The sequence below is a fragment of the Wolbachia endosymbiont (group B) of Lycaena phlaeas genome, from assembly GCF_947251875.1.
Taxonomy (GTDB): Bacteria; Pseudomonadota; Alphaproteobacteria; order Rickettsiales; family Anaplasmataceae; genus Wolbachia.
Map to the genome: position 1 here is coordinate 370,280 of NZ_OX366392.1, position 18,890 is coordinate 389,169.

19 protein-coding genes are annotated in these 18,890 nt (G+C 33.1%); 5 read left to right on the top strand and 14 right to left on the bottom strand.

The genetic code is table 11. The annotated features are described in order from the left end of the window. Positions 1-5: 5 nt before the first annotated feature. The 3 genes from lgt to OPR37_RS01700 all read right to left on the bottom strand — a co-directional run bounded on the left by lgt (position 6) and on the right by OPR37_RS01700 (position 2,253). Positions 6-797, bottom strand: a complete 792-nt coding sequence (lgt, locus tag OPR37_RS01690) for a prolipoprotein diacylglyceryl transferase (RefSeq protein WP_007301947.1) — start codon at positions 795-797, stop codon at positions 6-8. 6 nt (positions 798-803) lie between these two features. Continuing rightward, a complete protein-coding gene (gene smpB, locus OPR37_RS01695) occupies positions 804-1,253 on the bottom strand; it encodes an SsrA-binding protein SmpB (protein WP_007301946.1) in 450 nt (149 codons plus the stop codon). Between the two features lie 88 nt (positions 1,254-1,341). Continuing rightward, the gene (locus OPR37_RS01700) at positions 1,342-2,253 is read right to left on the bottom strand and encodes an ankyrin repeat domain-containing protein (protein WP_007301945.1); all 912 of its coding nucleotides are present in this window, start codon (positions 2,251-2,253) and stop codon (positions 1,342-1,344) included. Positions 2,254-2,356: 103 nt separating this feature from the next. On the opposite strand from OPR37_RS01700, the gene OPR37_RS01705 reads away from it, so the two are divergent. Further along, positions 2,357-2,878, top strand: coding sequence for a Na+/H+ antiporter subunit E (locus tag OPR37_RS01705; RefSeq protein WP_052264653.1), 522 nt, complete (start codon positions 2,357-2,359; stop codon positions 2,876-2,878). Here the strand turns inward: OPR37_RS01705 and OPR37_RS01710 are convergent. Next, positions 2,871-3,287: a hypothetical protein gene (locus OPR37_RS01710; RefSeq protein ID WP_007301944.1), complete on the bottom strand. Its 417-nt coding sequence runs from the start codon at positions 3,285-3,287 to the stop codon at positions 2,871-2,873. The genes OPR37_RS01705 and OPR37_RS01710 overlap by 8 nt on opposite strands. A gap of 266 nt (positions 3,288-3,553) precedes the next feature. Between OPR37_RS01710 and purN the strand changes: the two genes are divergently transcribed. Then, complete coding sequence (gene purN, locus OPR37_RS01715; protein WP_007301943.1) at positions 3,554-4,120, top strand: phosphoribosylglycinamide formyltransferase; 567 nt, start codon at positions 3,554-3,556, stop codon at positions 4,118-4,120. Here purN and OPR37_RS01720 read toward each other — a convergent pair. From OPR37_RS01720 to ribF, 4 genes are read right to left on the bottom strand one after another with little or no spacing between them, the layout of a single operon-like run. Further along, the gene (locus tag OPR37_RS01720; RefSeq protein ID WP_213863774.1) at positions 4,114-5,436 is read right to left on the bottom strand and encodes a M16 family metallopeptidase; all 1,323 of its coding nucleotides are present in this window, start codon (positions 5,434-5,436) and stop codon (positions 4,114-4,116) included. The genes purN and OPR37_RS01720 overlap by 7 nt on opposite strands. After that, the gene (locus OPR37_RS01725; protein WP_026097227.1) at positions 5,423-6,751 is read right to left on the bottom strand and encodes a M16 family metallopeptidase; all 1,329 of its coding nucleotides are present in this window, start codon (positions 6,749-6,751) and stop codon (positions 5,423-5,425) included. Before OPR37_RS01725 ends, OPR37_RS01720 begins: the two co-directional genes overlap by 14 nt. A gap of 4 nt (positions 6,752-6,755) precedes the next feature. Then, positions 6,756-7,232, bottom strand: a complete 477-nt coding sequence (lspA, locus tag OPR37_RS01730; RefSeq protein WP_265016863.1) for a signal peptidase II — start codon at positions 7,230-7,232, stop codon at positions 6,756-6,758. Then, positions 7,229-8,161: a riboflavin biosynthesis protein RibF gene (ribF, locus tag OPR37_RS01735; RefSeq protein ID WP_019236620.1), complete on the bottom strand. Its 933-nt coding sequence runs from the start codon at positions 8,159-8,161 to the stop codon at positions 7,229-7,231. Before ribF ends, lspA begins: the two co-directional genes overlap by 4 nt. A 68-nt stretch (positions 8,162-8,229) precedes the next feature. Between ribF and OPR37_RS01740 the strand changes: the two genes are divergently transcribed. Then, positions 8,230-8,601 carry a glutaredoxin gene (locus OPR37_RS01740; protein ID WP_006015443.1) on the top strand — a complete coding sequence of 124 codons (372 nt, stop codon included), beginning with the start codon at positions 8,230-8,232 and terminating at the stop codon, positions 8,599-8,601. Positions 8,602-8,696: 95 nt separating this feature from the next. Further along, positions 8,697-9,569, top strand: a complete 873-nt coding sequence (locus OPR37_RS01745; protein WP_007301937.1) for a hypothetical protein — start codon at positions 8,697-8,699, stop codon at positions 9,567-9,569. A 239-nt stretch (positions 9,570-9,808) separates the two neighbouring features. Here the strand turns inward: OPR37_RS01745 and lepA are convergent, their stop codons facing one another. The 4 genes from lepA to OPR37_RS01765 all read right to left on the bottom strand — a co-directional run bounded on the left by lepA (position 9,809) and on the right by OPR37_RS01765 (position 14,171). Beyond that, positions 9,809-11,605 carry a translation elongation factor 4 gene (gene lepA / locus OPR37_RS01750; RefSeq protein ID WP_007301936.1) on the bottom strand — a complete coding sequence of 599 codons (1,797 nt, stop codon included), beginning with the start codon at positions 11,603-11,605 and terminating at the stop codon, positions 9,809-9,811. An 81-nt stretch (positions 11,606-11,686) separates the two neighbouring features. Continuing rightward, positions 11,687-12,277: a hypothetical protein gene (locus OPR37_RS01755; RefSeq protein ID WP_265016864.1), complete on the bottom strand. Its 591-nt coding sequence runs from the start codon at positions 12,275-12,277 to the stop codon at positions 11,687-11,689. Continuing rightward, positions 12,222-12,638: a hypothetical protein gene (locus tag OPR37_RS01760; protein WP_264684964.1), complete on the bottom strand. Its 417-nt coding sequence runs from the start codon at positions 12,636-12,638 to the stop codon at positions 12,222-12,224. The genes OPR37_RS01755 and OPR37_RS01760 overlap by 56 nt, the downstream gene beginning before the upstream one ends. Before the next feature lie 156 nt (positions 12,639-12,794). Continuing rightward, positions 12,795-14,171, bottom strand: coding sequence for a malonyl-CoA decarboxylase (locus OPR37_RS01765; RefSeq protein ID WP_052264917.1), 1,377 nt, complete (start codon positions 14,169-14,171; stop codon positions 12,795-12,797). 282 nt (positions 14,172-14,453) lie between these two features. On the opposite strand from OPR37_RS01765, the gene OPR37_RS01770 reads away from it, so the two are divergent. After that, positions 14,454-15,146 carry a TerC family protein gene (locus OPR37_RS01770; protein ID WP_026097226.1) on the top strand — a complete coding sequence of 231 codons (693 nt, stop codon included), beginning with the start codon at positions 14,454-14,456 and terminating at the stop codon, positions 15,144-15,146. Between the two features lie 220 nt (positions 15,147-15,366). Here the strand turns inward: OPR37_RS01770 and guaA are convergent, their stop codons facing one another. Beyond that, a complete protein-coding gene (gene guaA, locus OPR37_RS01775) occupies positions 15,367-16,929 on the bottom strand; it encodes a glutamine-hydrolyzing GMP synthase (protein ID WP_149168946.1) in 1,563 nt (520 codons plus the stop codon). 227 nt (positions 16,930-17,156) lie between these two features. Further along, positions 17,157-18,608 carry a type II secretion system protein GspD gene (locus OPR37_RS01780; RefSeq protein ID WP_264684965.1) on the bottom strand — a complete coding sequence of 484 codons (1,452 nt, stop codon included), beginning with the start codon at positions 18,606-18,608 and terminating at the stop codon, positions 17,157-17,159. Positions 18,609-18,890 lie beyond the last annotated feature (282 nt).

Here is an 18,890-nt window from a genome sequence, read left to right on the forward strand (position 1 = left end):
CTTGTCTATTGAATAGATTTTGTATTAAACCTAAAATTCAACGCACCTAAATATATAAGCATTCCCAACAAAATCATAGGTATAGAAAGCAACTGTCCCATAGTTAAATTGAACCATAAATAGCCAATTTGATAGTCTGGCTCGCGGAAAAATTCAACCATAAAACGTGCTACTCCATACAACATAACTGCAACTCCAGTTGTTGCACCATAATACAATCTCATTTTGTTCAAGTAAAATAGTGAATTTACAACTACGAAAAGTAGCGCTCCTTCAAAAAATGCCTCATAAAGTTGGCTTGGATGGCGCAATAAATTATCACCACTTTCTGGAAATACCATACCCCACGGCATAGTTGTAACCCTGCCAAATAACTCTCCATTTATAAAATTACCTATGCGGCCTAGAAGTAAACCTATCGGAACTCCACAAGAAATTAGATCCAGTGTGTAAAATATAGGAATGTTATGTCTTCTACAGGAGATTATTACTGCAAGCAAAACTCCTATAGCACCGCCATGAAATGACATACCTCCTTCCCAGGTCTTTAGTATTTCGATAGGATTGCTTATATAGAGAACTGGATCATATATCAATACGTACCCAAGCCTACCTCCAAGGATAATGCCTATAATAACGGCTGTTAATAACGAATCGTAAAAATTCTTAGTAAATATTTTTTGATTGTCTAGCTTATGTAAATACCAATATGCAAAAACTATACCCAAAACATATGCTAAAGAGTACCAATATATAGAAACAGGACCGATGCTAAAAATAACTGGACTTAAAGACATATTTTACTACAAATTATTCTTAGACAATCTACTTTTCTCACGTTCCCACTCTCTCTGCTTTATGGTTGCTCTCTTATCATAGAGTTTTTTTCCTTTCACAATGGCAATTTTAGTTTTTGCCAACCCTTTATCATTAAAATAGATAGAAAGTGGCACAACAGTTATTCCAGAGGTTTTGATTTGACCAATTAGCTTATTTATCTCTTTTTTATGCAAAAGCAATTTTCGTTCTCTTTTTGGCTTGTGATTCTTTTGGTTTGCAGCTTTATACTCTGCGATATGCATATTGTTTAGCCATATTTCACCTTTTTTTTCAGTAACGTAAGCATCAGAAATGTTTGCTTTTCTTTCCCTTAGTGATTTCACTTCACTACTTAAGAGGATCATACCTGCTTCAAATTCTTCTAAGATAAAGTATTCAAACCTTGCTTTTCTATTTTCTGCAATAACTTCCATATCTAAAGATATCTTTAAGCTTCAATATATTACAGAACTTTTGGTTTAATTCATAACAAAACAATTATCTCAGTAAATGCAAGTTTGGTTAAAAAAGCTCCAATCTTCCTGCAAGTGTAATTTGTTCCACTCTTCCTACTGCCATTTCAGCCCTAGGACTAGCATTACCTGACAAAGAACTTATCACATCTTTGCAGCCCCATTCAATAGCAAAGTGTAAAGGAGCATATCTATTATTGTTCTGTTTACTAACATATGCCCCACTTTCAATTAAAATATCTCTTATACTTTCATGATCGCTAGCAAAATGTAAAGGAGTGCGTCCACAACTATCCCACACATTAACACATGCTCCATGTTCAATCAGAGTTCTTACTATGTTTTCATTATCACTTTCAGCAGCAAAATGCAAGGGAGTGCTTCTATAATTATCCCACGCATCGACGTATGCTCCGTGTTCAATTAGAGCTATTACTATGTTCTCATAGCCACTCTTAGTAGCAAAATGTAGAGGAGTGTGTCCATCATTGTTCTGCGCGTTAACATCTGCTCCACATGCAATTAGAGCTCTTACTACACTTTCATTCCCACCTTCGGCAGCAAGATGTAAAGGTGTACATACATCATTGTCCCACGCATTAACATTTGCTCCACTTTCAATTAAAATATCTAATATGCCTTTGTGGTTCCATTCAGCAGCAAAATGTAAAGGAGTGCATCCATCGCTGTCCCATGCATCAACATATGCTCCATATTCAATTAGAGCTATTACTATGTTCTCATAGCCACTCTTAGCAGCAAAATGCAACAATGTAGTTTCTACAGGATCTAGATCACTATGTGTAGTGAATATATGATTGATATTAAATCCACTATCTTCCCACCTCCGTAAATCAATTCTTTCTAATTTTATTTTTATTCGTTCAACTATGTTGTTCTTGCTTAAACCTGAAGTATCATTTATTTCTTCAAGCATTTTTAGAAAATCATCAAGCGTCATAATCTCCACTACTTATTAAAATAACTTGGTTATTATGTTCTTTGACACAAAAATCAAGAACTTTTTATTTTTCTAAAAAATCATTTAAGTTATACTCCAAATCATGAAAGTCAGGCAAAATATTAAGTTTTTTTCTCTATCATTTGTGATTTTGTCTTCTCTATGGATTACATTGTCTGGTTATTTTGAGCCTTTTTTTATTCTCTGTGGAGTATTTTCTTCTGTGTTCACATTGATTATCTTTAAAAGGTTAATTGATGCTGAAAGTGCCCTTAGTCAAATTCTAAATGATAGTGGTAGGCTGTTACTTTATCAGCTTATAAGTTATATACCTTGGCTAATTTACCAAATTATTTTTTCAAGTATTTATGTAACAAAAAAGGTGCTACGATTCAAATCTACAGTTGAGCCAATTGTTATTGTAAGAGAATGCATAGGACATAATGATAAGACCATTGCATTATTTGCTAACTCGGTTACGATTACTCCTGGAACTTTAACTATCAATGTTGAAAAGAAGCAGAAAACATATTTATCTACCATATGTTTGATAGATAAAGATCTTGAAAGTGGCATTTCTGAAATAGAAGGTAAAGTCTTAAAAATGTTACACCTAGTTAAGTAATTGCTTTAAATAAGTTAACAGCGTCTCTGTATTCTCTTCTTAGGCTTTCAAGCATTTCTTTTGGAAGGCTATCAATAACAGTAGAACATAAATAATTGTACAAATCTTCTAGCCTTGATATGTTATTTTTCTTCTTGCTGTTGAATTTGTACGGAAAAATGCCCTCCATAATTTCAATATCAACAACCTTATTTAAAAATGCATTTTCACTTGTTATGCTTATTCTTGTAAGTATAGTATTAATTTCAGGTTCATTACTCGTATAAATATCTGATAATTCTGCCATTTTAATGACGTATAAAGTTACTACTTTTGATAAACAATTATCAGAATATTCACAATTTTTTATTACCTCCCACTGAGTAACCTGAGACTTGCTTGTTTTTGCATTGCTTGGTAATTTATTCATTGAATTTTCTCCATTTAATTCAGTGTAGTAAATTATACTAATACTTTGTTAAATAAATAATAACGCAGCCATAAAAATATGCATTTATTTACCATAAATTGTATAATATTCCTAAAATGAAATGTTAAAGTTACTTCAAACTGAATGATTTCTTTAATTCCATGTTATTCAGCAGTGTAAAATATTGCTACACAATAGTATTTATTCTAAAATAAACTTTCCTTTTGAGCTATTTTATTAATATCCATTCTTACGGCTGCACTAAAATGAAAAAGATAAAACTCGGAATACTAATTTCAGGTAGAGGATCAAACATGCAGGCTTTAATAGAAGCATGTCAAGATCAGAATTTCCCTGCTGAAACTGTGTGTGTTATCACAAATAATAGTGAAGCTGGAGGCCTTAAAATAGCAAAGCAAGCAGGAGTTTCAGCGTTTGTTGTTGAAGATAAGCCACTTGATACTGATAAAATTCATGAAATACTTGTTCAACATAAGGTTGATTTAATTTGCCTTGCAGGGTTTATGAGAATTATAAAGGCCAATTTCCTGAATAAATGGCATAACAAAGTTATAAATATTCATCCCTCTTTACTTCCGTCATTTAAGGGCCTAAATGCTCAGGAGCAAGCTCTGAAAGCGGGTGTAAAAATTACAGGATGTACTGTGCATTATGTTACTCCTGAAATTGATGCTGGAGCCATAATCGCTCAAGCTACTGTTCCAGTGTTACCAAATGATGATGTTCACAGTCTCTCAGAGCGCATTCTAGCTGAAGAGCATAAGTGTTATGTAAAAGCAGTAAGATCAATAGTAGAAGGTATTAACTATTGACCTTGAGCGTTTCTTCCAACTTCAACAAAAAATAAATTTTCAGGATTCAGTAAAGAACTTGCCAGCTTGTTTACTTTTTCCAATTGAACATCATTAATGATATTTGCATAATTATTTATATGGTTAATATCACGATCATCTATCTGCATACTATCCAGTAACGTTGCTGTATTCGCATTATTGGATAGAAAAGAGAAGATAAGGTTATTTACTAAACTGGTTTTTGCATCCTTGAATAATTGTTCGTCAATTCCTTCCTCTTTTATTCTGCTAAATGTATCTTTTACTGCTGATATAGCTTTGCTAGCAGTGGAACTATCAGTACTCATAAATCCAGATATAATATTTCCATGCTTATTAGGAACATTACGTGCACTAACACCATAAGTAATACCTAGATTTTGTCTCAACTCTTTCATCAGTATTGAGTTTAGACTCATACCACCAAGCGCATTAATCAAAACACTAGCATTATAGTAATTAGGGTCTTCATATGCTATGCCTTTTTGAGCAAAAAGTATTACACTCTGTGGTATATCCATAAAAACGCTCTTACTTTCTGCAGGCCCAAATTCATTTTTTACAGATACCTTCCTAACTTTCGATCTTTTTGATGGTAACTTAGATAAATATTTATCGAGCAGCGTACTAACTTCTTCTTTTGTTGCACAACCAACAATACTAATAACGATATTATCCTTAGTAAAACTACGCTTTATGTATGTTAAAACATCGTCTCTAGTAATGTTCATTATAGTGTCTAGAGTTCCATATGGATCTCTTGAGTAAGGATGTTTTTTGAACAACAATGTATCTAACTCTTTTGCAGCAATAAAATAAGGGTCTTTTTCAAAATTATTAAAGTTTACTTTGGCTTTTTCGAATACTCTATTTAACCCCTCAGGATCAACTTTAGGGCGCATTATAGCATCACTCAGTAGTGAAATTGCATCCTCTAGATTCTCAGATAAAGTGTTTAATGAAACCCTAAATGCTTCTAAACCAGCAGTAAAATTTAAACTAATTCCTTTATCCTCAAGCTTTTTCGCAAAATCTTTGGCATCATTTTTTCCTGCTCCTTCTTGAATTACAAGAGAAGTAAACCAAGCAAGCCCCTGCTTTTCTGCACTTTCATACACACAACCTGCATCTTTGAATGATATATTAAGTGAAACTTTTGGTAGATCATGGTTTTCAACAAATAAAAACTTAAATCCTTTATTAGTAGTAACCTCCTCTATATTTAAGTGACTGCTTGCTTGCAAATTAAAGCCTAGACAGAAAAAAAATAGAAATACATATTTACTTATCTTCATTATTACCTCCTTTTGGTAGCAAACGACCAACTAATTTATTAGTAGAAAAGATAGCGTGAACTTTATTATTTACATCCTCTAGATTGACATCATTAATTTTGCTATATGAAATGTCTATTTCATCAAGTGGAATACCTAGTGCTAGACGTGGTATATAAAACATTGCTATATTAGTTAAATCAGATAGATTATCAAGCTGTGCTGCTTTGTATTTAGACTTTGTACTTTGCAACTCTTCACTTGTTATTCCTTCAGAGTTAAAGTGATTAATAGAATTTTCTAACTCTCTTGCAACAGCATCCAAATTCACCCCGCTTTTTGGAGTTACCCGAATCTCAATGTAACCATTACTAAAAGCTAAGCTATTATAATAAGCAAACACTTCTACTGCTACATTCTTATCTAGAACTAAATCTTTATATAGCTTACTAGACTTGCCATTCCCCAAAACATCAACTGCCAAATCAACAGGAAAAGTTTCACTTATTTGCTCAAATAAAGGAACACTATAGCGAAAGTATAAAACTGGCTCTTTTACTTCAGTGCTTTCTAAAATTACCGATATATCTGCATTATGTATTGAATCTTGGTTCGGATAATGCTTCACTACAGGCTCAGCTTTAATTGCACCATATTTTTCCTTTGCTAATCCCACTACTTCTTCAAATTCTACATCACCAACAACGAGCAGTATAGCATTACCTGGATGATAATAGTTATCATGAAACCTTGTTATGTCATCTTGATTGTAAGTTTTAATATCGCTCTCCCAACCAATAACAGACCTACCATAACCATTACGATAAAATGCACTGTTCATTTCCTCCCATAGTAAAGCTTCAGGATTATTATCAAATCTCATCTTTCTTTCTTCTAATACGATATTTTTTTCTCTATCTATTTTGTCTTGAGTAACATCAAAATTGCCCATTCTATCTGCTTCAATTTCCATTGCTAGTGGTAAATCTTTTTTGAGAACTAATTCGTAGTAGCAGGTGTATTCTTTAGTGGTAAAAGCATTAAATTGGGCCCCAATGCTGCCCAAAGTGGATTCTATGTCTTTAAATTTTCCTGTAGTTTCAAACATTAAGTGTTCAAAGTAGTGAGCCAATCCTGCTTTGCCAATTGGGTCATCCATTCCCCCAACTTTATATATTATTGCATGAAAAACAGCTGGAATTCGGTGATTATGTACTACATAAACATCCAATCCGTTACTGAGCTTAGCATGCTTTATGATTTCAGCTTCCAAAGAAATCGGACAAATGAAAAAAAACACAGATAGTATAAAAAAACTAAAGAATTTGCGAAGCATTATTTCATTCCTCATTTTGCTTAGAGATAGACCTATCATATATATACCACTTATATAACAATGTACACATTCCACAAACTATAGATAGATCTGCTAAATTAAAGGCTGGACAATACCAATCATTGATATGAAAATATATGAAGTCATATACAGCTCCCCAATAGATTCTATCAATTACATTTCCGATCGCTCCACCAATCATCAGAGAAAAACTAAGGTAAATTGACTTATCATTAGATTTATATATCAAGTATGCAAGTATACCAATTATTAATATTGAACATGCTGAAAAAAAGAAGCTGCCATGCGGCAGAGTACTACACATTCCAAAGCTAATTCCTGAATTCCAAACTTCAACTAATTTCATAAAACTAGTAATCTCGATTGACTCCCCCTCATCAATCAAAGAGTTTATATACAATTTACTTGTTTGATCGAATGATACTATAATCAATATAATAACTAAACATATCCTTTTCATAAGTTTATCTTTAACTGGTAAGCCTTCATTATATCACGGTCTATCTGTTTTGTTAACTCGTTAATACTATGGAATTTTTTTTCTGCCCTAATAAATTTTAAAAGTTGTATGTCAACCTTAAAATTGTATACATTTTCGTTGAAGTCAAATATATGCATTTCTACTATAGGTTTTTTTAAGTCCTTAAATGTAGGTCTCATACCAATGTTGACTACTCCATATAGCCAACTTGAACTATTTTCAGAAAATGCAACTTTGGCGTAATATGTACCAAGCTTAGGTTTTATCATGTAATCTTCTATCGGAATGTTTATGGTTGGAAACCCTATTTCTCTACCTCTACATGCACCTTTTGTTACAATACCAGAAACTTGATAAGACCTACCAAGCAATTTATTAGCAATTTCTATTTCGCCTTTTTGTAAACACTCTCTGATTGAGGAAGAAGAGCAAATTTTTCTATCGATTATCAATGGCTCTAATTTAGTTAAAGAATATTCATACATCTGAGAATATTTTTCTAGAGTTAATATGTTACCCAATCGTTTGTGACCAAAAGTACAACTTTCTCCAACAGTTATATGTTTAGCACCATACTTCTTTACCAAAATCTTACCAATGAAGTCATCGCAGCTAACCTCAGAAAAACCTCTATTAAAATTAATAATATACAAGTAATCTATACCATAGCTGCTGATTAGTTCCTTTTTTTGTTCTTGGTCTATTAACCTAAAATTGTTCCTACTAAATAAAACAGTTGATGGGTGAGGCTCAAAAGTTAAAACTGCAGAGGGTAATCCTCTTTCTTGTGCTACCTTCTTTAGATTGGAAATTGCAAACTTATGTCCTAAATGAACGCCATCGAAATTTCCGAAAGTTAGTGCCACATTATCTTTTATCCCTTGCTCACAGTTGTAAATAATTTTCATACAATTTGATATTTTATATATATTTTTTATATATAATAGTTGTATTTTATGAACTATGGAGATAAATCGTGAAAAACACTAAAGGAAAAGTTGTAATATATGTGAAGAAGTACTGCCCATTCTGCAAGAAAGCAAAAGAGTTATTGGATGAAAAAGGTGTGAAATACGAAGAAATTGATGTACTTAGAAACTCGGATTTGTTTGACGGTATAAAATCAAAATATAACGTCAGGACAGTTCCACAAATTTTTATTACTGATGAAAATGGTGATTATGTACATCATATTGCTGGATGTGACAAATTGATGGATCTTGAAAAAGAAGGAAAGTTGGATAATATGTTAAATAACAATGAAGATAGCATTAATGCAACAGCTTACACAAGCGGCAGTGATGAACACGAGGGATGTAATATAATACATAATGAAGATTTTATGTGATTTTTTTGTCTTACTGTTGCTGGCATACCCACTTTAAACAATTTTTAATGAATTAAAAATACAATTCATCTAGTGAGTTTTTTTAGTGGGAAAAAATGATAAAAAATATTATAATTGTTAGCAAAAACTTAATTAGTATTGAATTAATTAACAAACAAGATTTAGAGAGTTTCATCAAGATTTTCACAGTGCTTGATAAGCATATAGCAGCTAAAACTCTTTTTACAGAAGAAGTGACAATAGAGTATAAACAACACAATTGCATAGAAGTTGTTGAATTGATAAAAGATACAGGTTTTACATATCATGATGTTGAGAATGTGTTAAATCACCTAAGTAATCATGGAATGAAAGTACCAAGTAGCGTTATAGCAAGCACCCTTTCTTCTTCATACAATCACGCACTTGAGTCTAAGGATGTAGCATTTGCCTGTTCTAAAGGGTTGCCACAATTTTACATCAGGGTAAATAAGAATACCTTTATAATGACTCCTATAAGTGAAGAGAATCTGGAATTGAATTCGCAAAATAGCAAAATGCTTATAGAGTCATTAAAGAGCGAAAAAAGCACTTATGATTGCATAGTGGAAGAAAATATCATCAAAGTTATAGTGCATTCTGAAATACATCAGGCTATAAACTCGATTATAAAATCACTGATAAAGTCTTGCCTTTTAGCAAGAGATGAAGAAGAAAAATTCAAAGAGAAATTGAGACAACTTGCTTTTAAAGATCAAGCTTTCGTTGAGTATTCTAGCATCAAAACCATTCATAGATATCCGAATAACCATCCTCTGAGAAAGCATGAAAGTGTTATTAAAGATATAGAAAATATTTTATGTGATTTCATAATAAATGAGAACAGCGGGTTTGCTATAGAGCGGTTAAATAGACTGGGCTCAGAAGTCTCTCCAAATACTCCAAGAATCATCACTAAAACTATAGATAAGCTTGTTAAGTTTCACTAAAATGTTGTTGGAATGGTTTTAGCCAATGTCTACATATATCTGATTTTTACTGATTGAGTGGAGCAATTGAGCTGCTCTCTGTCATCCCAGCGTTTAACACTGGGATGATTTCGTTGTATGGTATCTTATATAGTGTTTTACAAATTCACATAGCTATTTCAAATTTACCCATATCAATGTCAGTAAATTTATTGAGAAAATATCACTTAGTTCTTTAAATTTATGTTTTTGAATATATATTAATCATTTATTTTCAAAGCCTCAATAAAAGCATTTTGTGGGATGTTTATGTTTCCTACAGAATGCAATCTTTTCTTACCTTTCTTCTGCTTTTCAAGCAGCTTCATCCTTCGTGTAACGTCTCCACCATAGAGCTTGGCTGTTACATCTTTTCTATACGGGTTAATCGTTTCTCTAGCAATAATTTTTCCGCCTACTGCCGCTTGAATCGCGATTTTATATTGCTGGCGTGGTATCAAGTCTTTCAAACGTGCACATATTTCACGGCCTCTTTTTTCTGCCCTGCTTTTATGAACAATGCAGGCTAACGCATCCACAGGTTCTCCATTAACTAAAAAACTTAATTTATCTATCTGACTTTCCTGATAATCGGATATTTCCCAATCTAAACTTGCATATCCCTTGGAAATTGATTTTAGTCTATCGTAAAAATCAAAAACAACCTCAGACAGCGGTAATTTATACTTCAGTAGTGCTGTTGTCGTATTACCAACATAAGATAAATCCTGCTGTTCTCCTCTCCTCTCTTCACACAGAGATAGAATCTCTCCTAAATATTGATCAGGTACCATTATAGTTGCAGTGATCCACGGTTCTTCCACTATTTCAATTTTTGTAGGGTCTGGCATATCGCTTGGGTTATGGATATTTAAAACTTTACCATTTTGTGTTTCAACTTTATATATAACACTCGGTGCAGTTGCTGTTAGATCTAAATCAAATTCTCTTTCGAGTCTTTCTTGAATGACTTCAAGATGTAGCATTCCTAAGAAACCGCAACGAAATCCATAACCTAGGGCATTTGACGTTTCAGCATCAAATGTAAAACTAGCATCATTTAAATGTAATTTTTCTAGTGCTTCCCTTAAATATTTAAAATCATCTGTGTTATTGGGAAAAATACTGCAAAATACTACAGGATGTACTTCTTTAAAGCCAGGTAATGCCTTGCTGCACGGCCTTTTCTCTTCAGTAATAGTGTCTCCTACTTTGCAGTCTGCTACTTCTTTCATTGAAGCAGTTATAAAACCAACTTCACCTGCTGAAAGTTCACCAGTCATAACTTTTTTAGGAGTGAAAATACCGATATTATCGACCTGATATGTAGCATTATTAGACATCATAACGATTCTCATGCCTTTTTTTAGTACTCCATTTTTAACTCGCACTAAAATTACTACTCCTAGGTAAGGATCATACCAACTATCAACTAAAATTGCTTGCAGTGGAGCATTTGTATCACCTTGAGGAGCGGGAAGTTTTGTCACTATAGCTTCAAGTACATCCTTTATCCCAAGACCAGTTTTTGCCGATATCAAAATTGACTCAGTTGCATCAATTCCGATTACCTCTTCAATCTGAAGCTTTATCCTTTCTGGATCTGCAGCAGGAAGATCGACTTTATTAAGCACAACTATTATCTCATGATTATTGTCAATTGCCTTGTAGACATTTGCCAGAGTCTGAGCTTCAACTCCTTGGCTGCTATCTACTACCAAAAGTGAGCCTTCACATGCGGCTAAGCTTCGGCTGACTTCATATGAAAAGTCAACATGACCTGGTGTGTCCATGAGGTTGAGGCAATATTTATTACCATTATTTGCAGTGTAATTGAGTCTTACCGTTTGTGCTTTGATTGTGATTCCGCGTTCACGCTCTATATCCATTGAGTCAAGTACCTGATTGGTCATTTCCCTTGTCTCAAGACCGTTACATTCTTCTATCAAACGATCAGCAAGAGTTGACTTCCCATGATCTATATGTGCTATTATTGCAAAATTTCTTATATTGTTCATAGATCTACTTATTTAAGTAGATCTATTTTACATTTTAAGTATTACAAGAGCAATTACTTATATCTCTCTTTGCTAAAAACATTAAGCTGTCCTTGCCAATGGACGGCAATGCTCATTAGCTGATGCTTGCTTCACTGTGCTACTTGGATCTTCTTGCTGTCTACACGTTTTTACTGCATCAGCAAGGCTTAGGTAAGCATCACCAACTTTAATCTTTACATCTTTATTTTTTTCTAAATCCGCATCAGTTGGTCTATCACTTATTATTCTAATACTATCATCACTGTTAGCACCTAATGTAATGCTACATTCCTTTCCGTCTACATACCAGTTAAACTTTATTCCATATTGAACTGTGGTACCTATATGATAATATCTAATCCCCTCATGTATTTTACCACTGATAAATTCTTTTTGATCTCCACTTGAAAGAAGAAAACCGGCAATATTGTTTTCTTTACAAAAATCACTATTTAAAAATTCGCTTACTTTAATATCTGTGCTTTTATTGTCTTCTTTTAGCTTAATTATTGTATAAAGAAGATCTGAATTACTATCCCTTTTGATTGACATCGCATCAATAGTGCTGTTTTCTATATACTTGCTAAACTCTGCTTTAGCTTTCTCTTCTAACTCTTTTTTCCTTGCTGCACTTTGTTCTTGTTGTTGCATGTTTTCTAGCACTTCTTTCATTTTTTTTTTGGAGTGATTCGATATCCTGGATTAACCCGGATTCATCAAAGTCGAAGATCACGAATGCTTGGCCCAATCTTGTCTTCAATTCTTTAATTATGTTTACTATCTTTAAGATAGACTCTAAGTTTTGATAATGTATAATAATTTTTTGAGCATTTAGGCTACCCTTATTGCCATCCCAGTCAGAACTAATGTTATCAAATATTGAATTAAGTCCTTTATAAATGGTTATCAATTCATTTGATTCCTCTTCGCCTATTCCATTACTTTTAATACTGCTAATACAATTATTGAATAACTCTATCTCTTTAGAATCTGCAAATAATACACCATACAATTTTTATGTGCTACTGCATCTTGTATCTTTTGTTTTAGTTTCTTTAATTCTTCTAATTCATCACTATTCATACATTTTACCTCATAAAACTATTCAATATTATATACATAAACATTAGGGAATGTTAGCACTTTCTATATGCTTGCGCACTTCCTATTATTCCTTTAACATAGCTGACACTTTTTTTGAATGAGAAATCACTTTATTAATCATATAATTCTCATGATTGTTATCTATTTTAGGCAGCTCATACAGATAATTCACCATTATTCCGGCTGACTGACTAATGCCTTTTTCAGAAGTATCAGCCATCCAGTTGATTTGTTTGATTGATGCACCATTGCTTAAATGAAAGTGTGCTACTGGATCATAAGCACCTCCACCACTGCTTTTAACCTTTAGCAAATAATGTGTACAAAGTTTCAGTAGGGACTGTTTTTCGCATTCAATGTTAGTTTTTATGCTTTCTAAAATTTCTGTACCTGATTGTTTTATATTAAGCTTACCTAATAAAGCTACGTCTTGATTTTTTAGCCATTTTGTAAATCCAGGAACTGGAGAAAGAGTTGCATACACTTTTACGCTTTTAAATTCTTGCGATAGTTTTTCTACGACTCTCTTTATTAAAAAGTTACCGAGGCTAATTCCAGATAAACCAGTTTGAGTGTTTGATATTGAATAGAATATAGCAGTACTTGCACTGCTTGGGTCACTTGAAGGAACTGACTCGTCCAAAACGTGTTGAATACTATCTGCAATCTCATTCATCAGTGCAACCTCTACAAAAATTAAAGGTTCATTTGGTATTTTGTAATGAAAGAAAGCAAAACAGAGATGATCAGAATCTAGTCTGTTTTTTAAGTCACCCCAAGAGGAAATTTTATGTACAGCTTCATATTTTATAAGTTTTTCCAACAATGATGCAGGTGAATCCCAGGTGATTTGATGAAGATCAAGTAGATCAACATCAACCAAAGTACAAAGTATACTTTTTAATTCGTTTTCTAGTGGACTTAGACTTTTATATTGATTCTTCAGCTTGAGTACATCAGAACGCATATCAACAATAAACTTAAGGCCCTCCGGTAAGGAGATAAACTGCTTCAATATTTTAGAGCGTGGTGATTCAAGGACTTTTATTAAGTCTTGTTCAAACTTATAGCTCGACTCAGAATCTTGATTTTTCTTATATACTTTCATTTCTTCATCTATTTTCGTTTTATCCGGATTGAACTTTTCTGCCAGGGTTTGTAAAAATTTTATTTGACCTGCCTCTGATAAACTCAAGTACAAATTACCAAGAGATACGGTGTTCTTACGTGCTGAGACTTCACCCCCCTTTGGGTTTAAGCATTCGTTCATCTTCAAGACTAAACTATCGACATCGCGACTACTACTTAAATCAGGGCCAATATTGCCAACCCATGACCTTACAGCATCTGCTACTTCACCTAATATTTTAAAAAATCCCTTTGTTGCTTTCTTATCTTCAACTTTTACTATATCAGTTTTTGCTAATGATTCTTTTGTCATATGTTCCTCTTATCGTGTATCTATCTTAATTTAAAGAAAAATCTTAGTCTATAAAGAAGGCATATATTTTTATGGTACAACTATTTTACAATCTATTTAAAATTTTCGTAAAGAGAGTTAGATTTTTAATTTCATTATTTCTCTTACAAAAGTACTTTTATTATAAAAATGCCCTTTTGCCTCTTTCTTTTCCGGGTAAGGCTGATTTTTTAATTACCTAGTCGAAGTTACTTAATTTTTACACATCTATTGTAAAGTACAAAATCTGACTTTGGAATGAAAATGCTAGCTGATGCTTGGACTTTATTGATAATTACGCTACTTGAAACTATACTTGGTATAGACAATTTAATCTTTATTTCTCTAGCAATAGATAAGGTGCCAAATCTGCTGAGAGAAAGAGCCCGCCTTATAGGTTTTGGCTTAGCGCTATTGATGCGTTTTGTAATACTATTTTTTACATCATATATACTATCAATGCAAAAGCCTATATTTCACGCTGTATCGCTAGATATCTCAGTAAAGGATTTACTTATGATTGCAGGAGGGTTATTCCTTATTGTTAAAAGTTCTATAGAGTTATGGAGCGAAATTTTTGTACATAAGGAGAACAAAACAAAGGCAAATGTTAAATCACAATTTTTTTTAGTTGTGCTACAAATTATATTAATAGACTTAGTTTTTTCGGTTGATTCAATATTAACTGCCATAGCATTAACTCACAATATGATAATCATTGCCATAGCATTTACATTTTCCATATTAGCGATGCTATTTTCATCAAATTATACCGCTCAGGTAATAAAATCCAACCCAAGCTTAAAAGTAATTGCCATTCTATTTATTTTACTCGTCGGTGTATATCTAACACTTGAAGGGCTTCACATAGAACTACCAAAAGCATATTTGTATTCTTCATTTATGTTTGCAGTGCTTGTGGAAGCTATAAGCAAAATAAAGACAATGCGGCCTTGAAATTATTTTGCACAAGGCAAAAGTCTAATTTTTATTCCGGTGTGTGACGAATATCTGTACGAACATTTCGATGTCATCCGAGTAGCTGACACTGGTTCTTTTTTTCTGGATTCCAGCGTTACGCGCTGGAATGACATTAAATAGTTTTCCTTAAAATTTGAGTTATGCAACCAGCCTCTTTGGTGTGATTCGAGTAGCTGAAACTGGAATGAAATTATTGCTACTCCCACTCAATAGTTGCTGGTGGCTTGGAAGTTAAATCATACACAACTCGATTTACTCCGGAAACTTTGTTAACAATTATACTACTGACGTCTTGCAAAAACCTCCAAAATACTAACGAATGTTGATCTTTATTTTCAAATGGAAATGCATCAGCTGTCATGCCATCAGATGAAGTCACAGCCCTTAAAGCGCAAACATATCCGTATGTACGATTATCTCCCATAACTCCCACAGTTTTTACTGGTAACAGTACAGCAAAAGCCTGCCATATTTTATCATACAGATCATAATTTTTCATTGTGTTGATATATATTTCATCTACTTCTTGCAATATTCGTACCTTTTCTTCATCAACCTCACCTATGATCCTCACTGCAAGTCCAGGCCCAGGAAATGGATGTTGAAATATTATCTCATCTGAAAGCCCAATTTCTTTGCCAAGCAGCCTTACTTCATCTTTAAAGAGATAGCGTAAAGGTTCTACTAATTTCAGATTCATTTTTTCTGGCAACCCACCAACATTGTGATGAGATTTAATTGTACTAGTGTTTCCTGAAGCGTGCCCTGATTCAACTACATCAGAGTAAATGGTGCCTTGCATTAAAAAATCCACATCACCTATTTTTTTTGCCTCTTCTTCAAATACTTCGATAAAAGTATTGCCGATAATTTTTCGCTTTTCTTCCGGATCAGTTATTCCCTTTAACCTACTTAAAAACAAGTTTGATTTATCAACGTAATTTATTGGAATTTCTTTTAACATAGCAGTGGTCTGGCTCTTACGCAATAACCCAGTATCGATAAAAATACAGTTTAATTGTTTTCCTATAGCTTTGTGTGTAAGAACTGCTGCAACACTTGAATCAACCCCCCCACTTACTGCAGCAATTACTTTTTTCTCCCCTACTAAGTTTTGAATTTTTTCCTTCTGTTTTTCAATGAATGACTTCATTGTCCAATCTCTCTCACAATTTGCAATATCTAAGAAATTAGAGAGAAGTTTACTACCATTTGTCGTAGGCTTAACTTCAGGATGGAACTGAGTACAGTAAATCTTCCGCTCTTCGTTGGCAATTATTGCGATTGTTTGATTTATTATACCTGAGGCAATAGCAGTAAATCCTTGCGGTATAGTTTCGACACTGTCTGCATGGTTCATTAGCACATCGACTTCGGAATTAACGTCCCAAGTATCCTTTATAATTGGGGATTCTTTTAGTATCTTGATTTTAGTTTTGCCAAATTCCTGATTGAATTCTTTTCTTACCTTTGCCCCGAAATAATGACAAATGAGTTGCTGTCCATAACATATTCCAAGTATAGGAGTGTTTATTGTTTCGTTAAGTTTTATAATTTTATGTGCTACTTCACTTACTTCAGAGCAATTGTCATTTACAGATTGCGGTCCTCCAGAAAAAATAAATCCATTGAATTTTGATACTGTTTCGAAATCGATATTGCTTGGAAATATTTCACAGTAAACGCCCATTTCCCTGATTTGTCTTGCAATAAGCTGTGTAAACTGTGAACCAAAATCAATAACGGCAATTGCTGACAATGTGCTCCTCCATATTATTTAAAGCAATATTTGATAATAAAGAAAACAATAAAGTAAGTAAACTAAGACCTGTTTAAAAACTTTAATATATGACTAAAGTAACTTAAATTTACTGCAACAGATTTATGATTAAGCTGTCTTAATTATCATTCTGATACTCTCTTCTTATCATAATAGCAACTCCAACATCTTTCCTTAAGTTGATGCCATTGCCTGAACGGATACGTTTAATATATATATAAATTCCTATCTTTTATATCTAATAAACCAAGTGTTGGTACGATTGTTGCTTTCAGGAAGATGACGGTTTCTACTGTCTTAGCCAGTTTTTTTGACTTTTGATGCAATAAGTTTTGGTTATCTTTTCTATGCTCTATAAGCCCACCAATTACCATAACTTCGCCGCTCTTAATTTTTAACGTAGAGTGCATTTCTCTGGTTTCAATAATTGGAATGTCACTATTTAATTTCATTTTATTCTGTTGTGCGACATATTCTATATTTGGGTCTTTAGTGTAATTGTTAATTCTTGATAAGGTTGGGTGTATATCCATAAATATTTCGTTAGTATCAATGTTAATGCTTGGGTGGATTATTAACACCACACCTATTGGAGTGCTATTCATCTTGGTAATTAAGGCATGATTGGAGTTTCCGGTATCTTTCTGTATATCGGAAGTAAAATAGATATGGTTTTTAGTAAATGAAATCATTGCTTGCTGATTATTTATAGCATGTACTCTAGGGCTTGAAATTACGGTTGAAGTGCCAAACTTGTCTAAAGTTTTTACTAAATTTTCTAAATCAGAGTTCATTACCAGGCTAGTAATGGAACTATCTTGATTTGTTATAGATTTTGTTTCATTATGCAAATCATTTAAGTTGATACCAGAAAGGTATTTATCGTCTAATACAACTTCAACTATTTTGGCCTCGATCATTACTTGAGAAGACGCCAATTTCTTAACTTTATTAATATATTCTTCAACAGCTTTGTGAATATCTTTTCTAGCATTTAGAATAATGACACCAGCTTCTCTGTTGGATGAAAGAAATTCACCATCATCCACTCCATTAACATCCATTATTGCATTTAAGCCTTTTTCTAATGAACTCCATAAGTCACTGCTATATTGAGACTTTCTAACATTCCTGTCAGCATCGCTGCTTGTAACATTGCCACTAACGACAAAATTGCTTTGAGCAGAGTGTTGAATATTGATGAAGTCTACGTAATAATTTTGTGCATATGGCAAATCTTGTTCAATTCTAATTACACCATTATTCATTGAGTAACGCAATTTGGCGCTGTTGGCTATATTCTGAATTACTTCGTTTATGTTCTTATCTTTTAGCTTTAAAGTAATATTACCTGATATTTTGGGATCTATGTCTAAGTTAATGTCAGAAAGTTTTCCTATCTCAATCAGTAAATCCTTTACTGGTACTTTTTCATCAACATTAATCGAAAGAAACTGATTACTGGTTGTAAGATCGGGAAACTCTACCGGTAAAGGTATCATTTCTGGTATTGCTGGTTCGTTATTCTTCAAAGGAGTATTATATTGTTGCAACGAATAATCGTGCTTATAATTGTCTATATTAACAGAATTTTGCTTGTTAGGTAGATGTGTACAAGAAATAATGAAAAGGAGTATTAAACATTTTAAAATAGCCATGAGGGCAGCATACAAATCTATACTAATAGTTTTCTATAAAAATGTTAAAAATGTATTTAATTGTATCCGTTCAGGGGAGTGGTTTAAGAAATGATAGATAGGAGATTATGAAAAGGGTTTAGCCGCATGGAAGTGGGATGAAAAGAAGCACTGGTTTCACATGCGTCTGAACAGACAGCATTTTAAATTTGTCCTGTGCAATGTTTGTACAGTTGCGATAAAAATTACTTGACAAATTTTGACAGCTTTGTTATTTTGATAGTGAAGATATTCTAGAGCTCG

What these genes read in the sequence shown, in the direction of transcription:
- lgt (WP_007301947.1), bottom strand. Translation starts at nt 797, where the DNA reads ATGTCTTTAAGTCCAGTTATTTTTAGCATCGGTCCTGTTTCTATATAT.
- smpB (WP_007301946.1), bottom strand. Translation starts at nt 1,253, where the DNA reads ATGGAAGTTATTGCAGAAAATAGAAAAGCAAGGTTTGAATACTTTATC.
- OPR37_RS01700 (WP_007301945.1), bottom strand. Translation starts at nt 2,253, where the DNA reads ATGACGCTTGATGATTTTCTAAAAATGCTTGAAGAAATAAATGATACT.
- OPR37_RS01705 (WP_052264653.1), top strand. Translation starts at nt 2,357, where the DNA reads ATGAAAGTCAGGCAAAATATTAAGTTTTTTTCTCTATCATTTGTGATT.
- OPR37_RS01710 (WP_007301944.1), bottom strand. Translation starts at nt 3,287, where the DNA reads ATGAATAAATTACCAAGCAATGCAAAAACAAGCAAGTCTCAGGTTACT.
- purN (WP_007301943.1), top strand. Translation starts at nt 3,554, where the DNA reads ATGAAAAAGATAAAACTCGGAATACTAATTTCAGGTAGAGGATCAAAC.
- OPR37_RS01720 (WP_213863774.1), bottom strand. Translation starts at nt 5,436, where the DNA reads ATGAAGATAAGTAAATATGTATTTCTATTTTTTTTCTGTCTAGGCTTT.
- OPR37_RS01725 (WP_026097227.1), bottom strand. Translation starts at nt 6,751, where the DNA reads ATGCTTCGCAAATTCTTTAGTTTTTTTATACTATCTGTGTTTTTTTTC.
- lspA (WP_265016863.1), bottom strand. Translation starts at nt 7,232, where the DNA reads ATGAAAAGGATATGTTTAGTTATTATATTGATTATAGTATCATTCGAT.
- ribF (WP_019236620.1), bottom strand. Translation starts at nt 8,161, where the DNA reads ATGAAAATTATTTACAACTGTGAGCAAGGGATAAAAGATAATGTGGCA.
- OPR37_RS01745 (WP_007301937.1), top strand. Translation starts at nt 8,697, where the DNA reads ATGATAAAAAATATTATAATTGTTAGCAAAAACTTAATTAGTATTGAA.
- lepA (WP_007301936.1), bottom strand. Translation starts at nt 11,605, where the DNA reads ATGAACAATATAAGAAATTTTGCAATAATAGCACATATAGATCATGGG.
- OPR37_RS01755 (WP_265016864.1), bottom strand. Translation starts at nt 12,277, where the DNA reads ATGCAACAACAAGAACAAAGTGCAGCAAGGAAAAAAGAGTTAGAAGAG.
- OPR37_RS01765 (WP_052264917.1), bottom strand. Translation starts at nt 14,171, where the DNA reads ATGACAAAAGAATCATTAGCAAAAACTGATATAGTAAAAGTTGAAGAT.
- OPR37_RS01770 (WP_026097226.1), top strand. Translation starts at nt 14,454, where the DNA reads ATGCTAGCTGATGCTTGGACTTTATTGATAATTACGCTACTTGAAACT.
- OPR37_RS01780 (WP_264684965.1), bottom strand. Translation starts at nt 18,608, where the DNA reads ATGGCTATTTTAAAATGTTTAATACTCCTTTTCATTATTTCTTGTACA.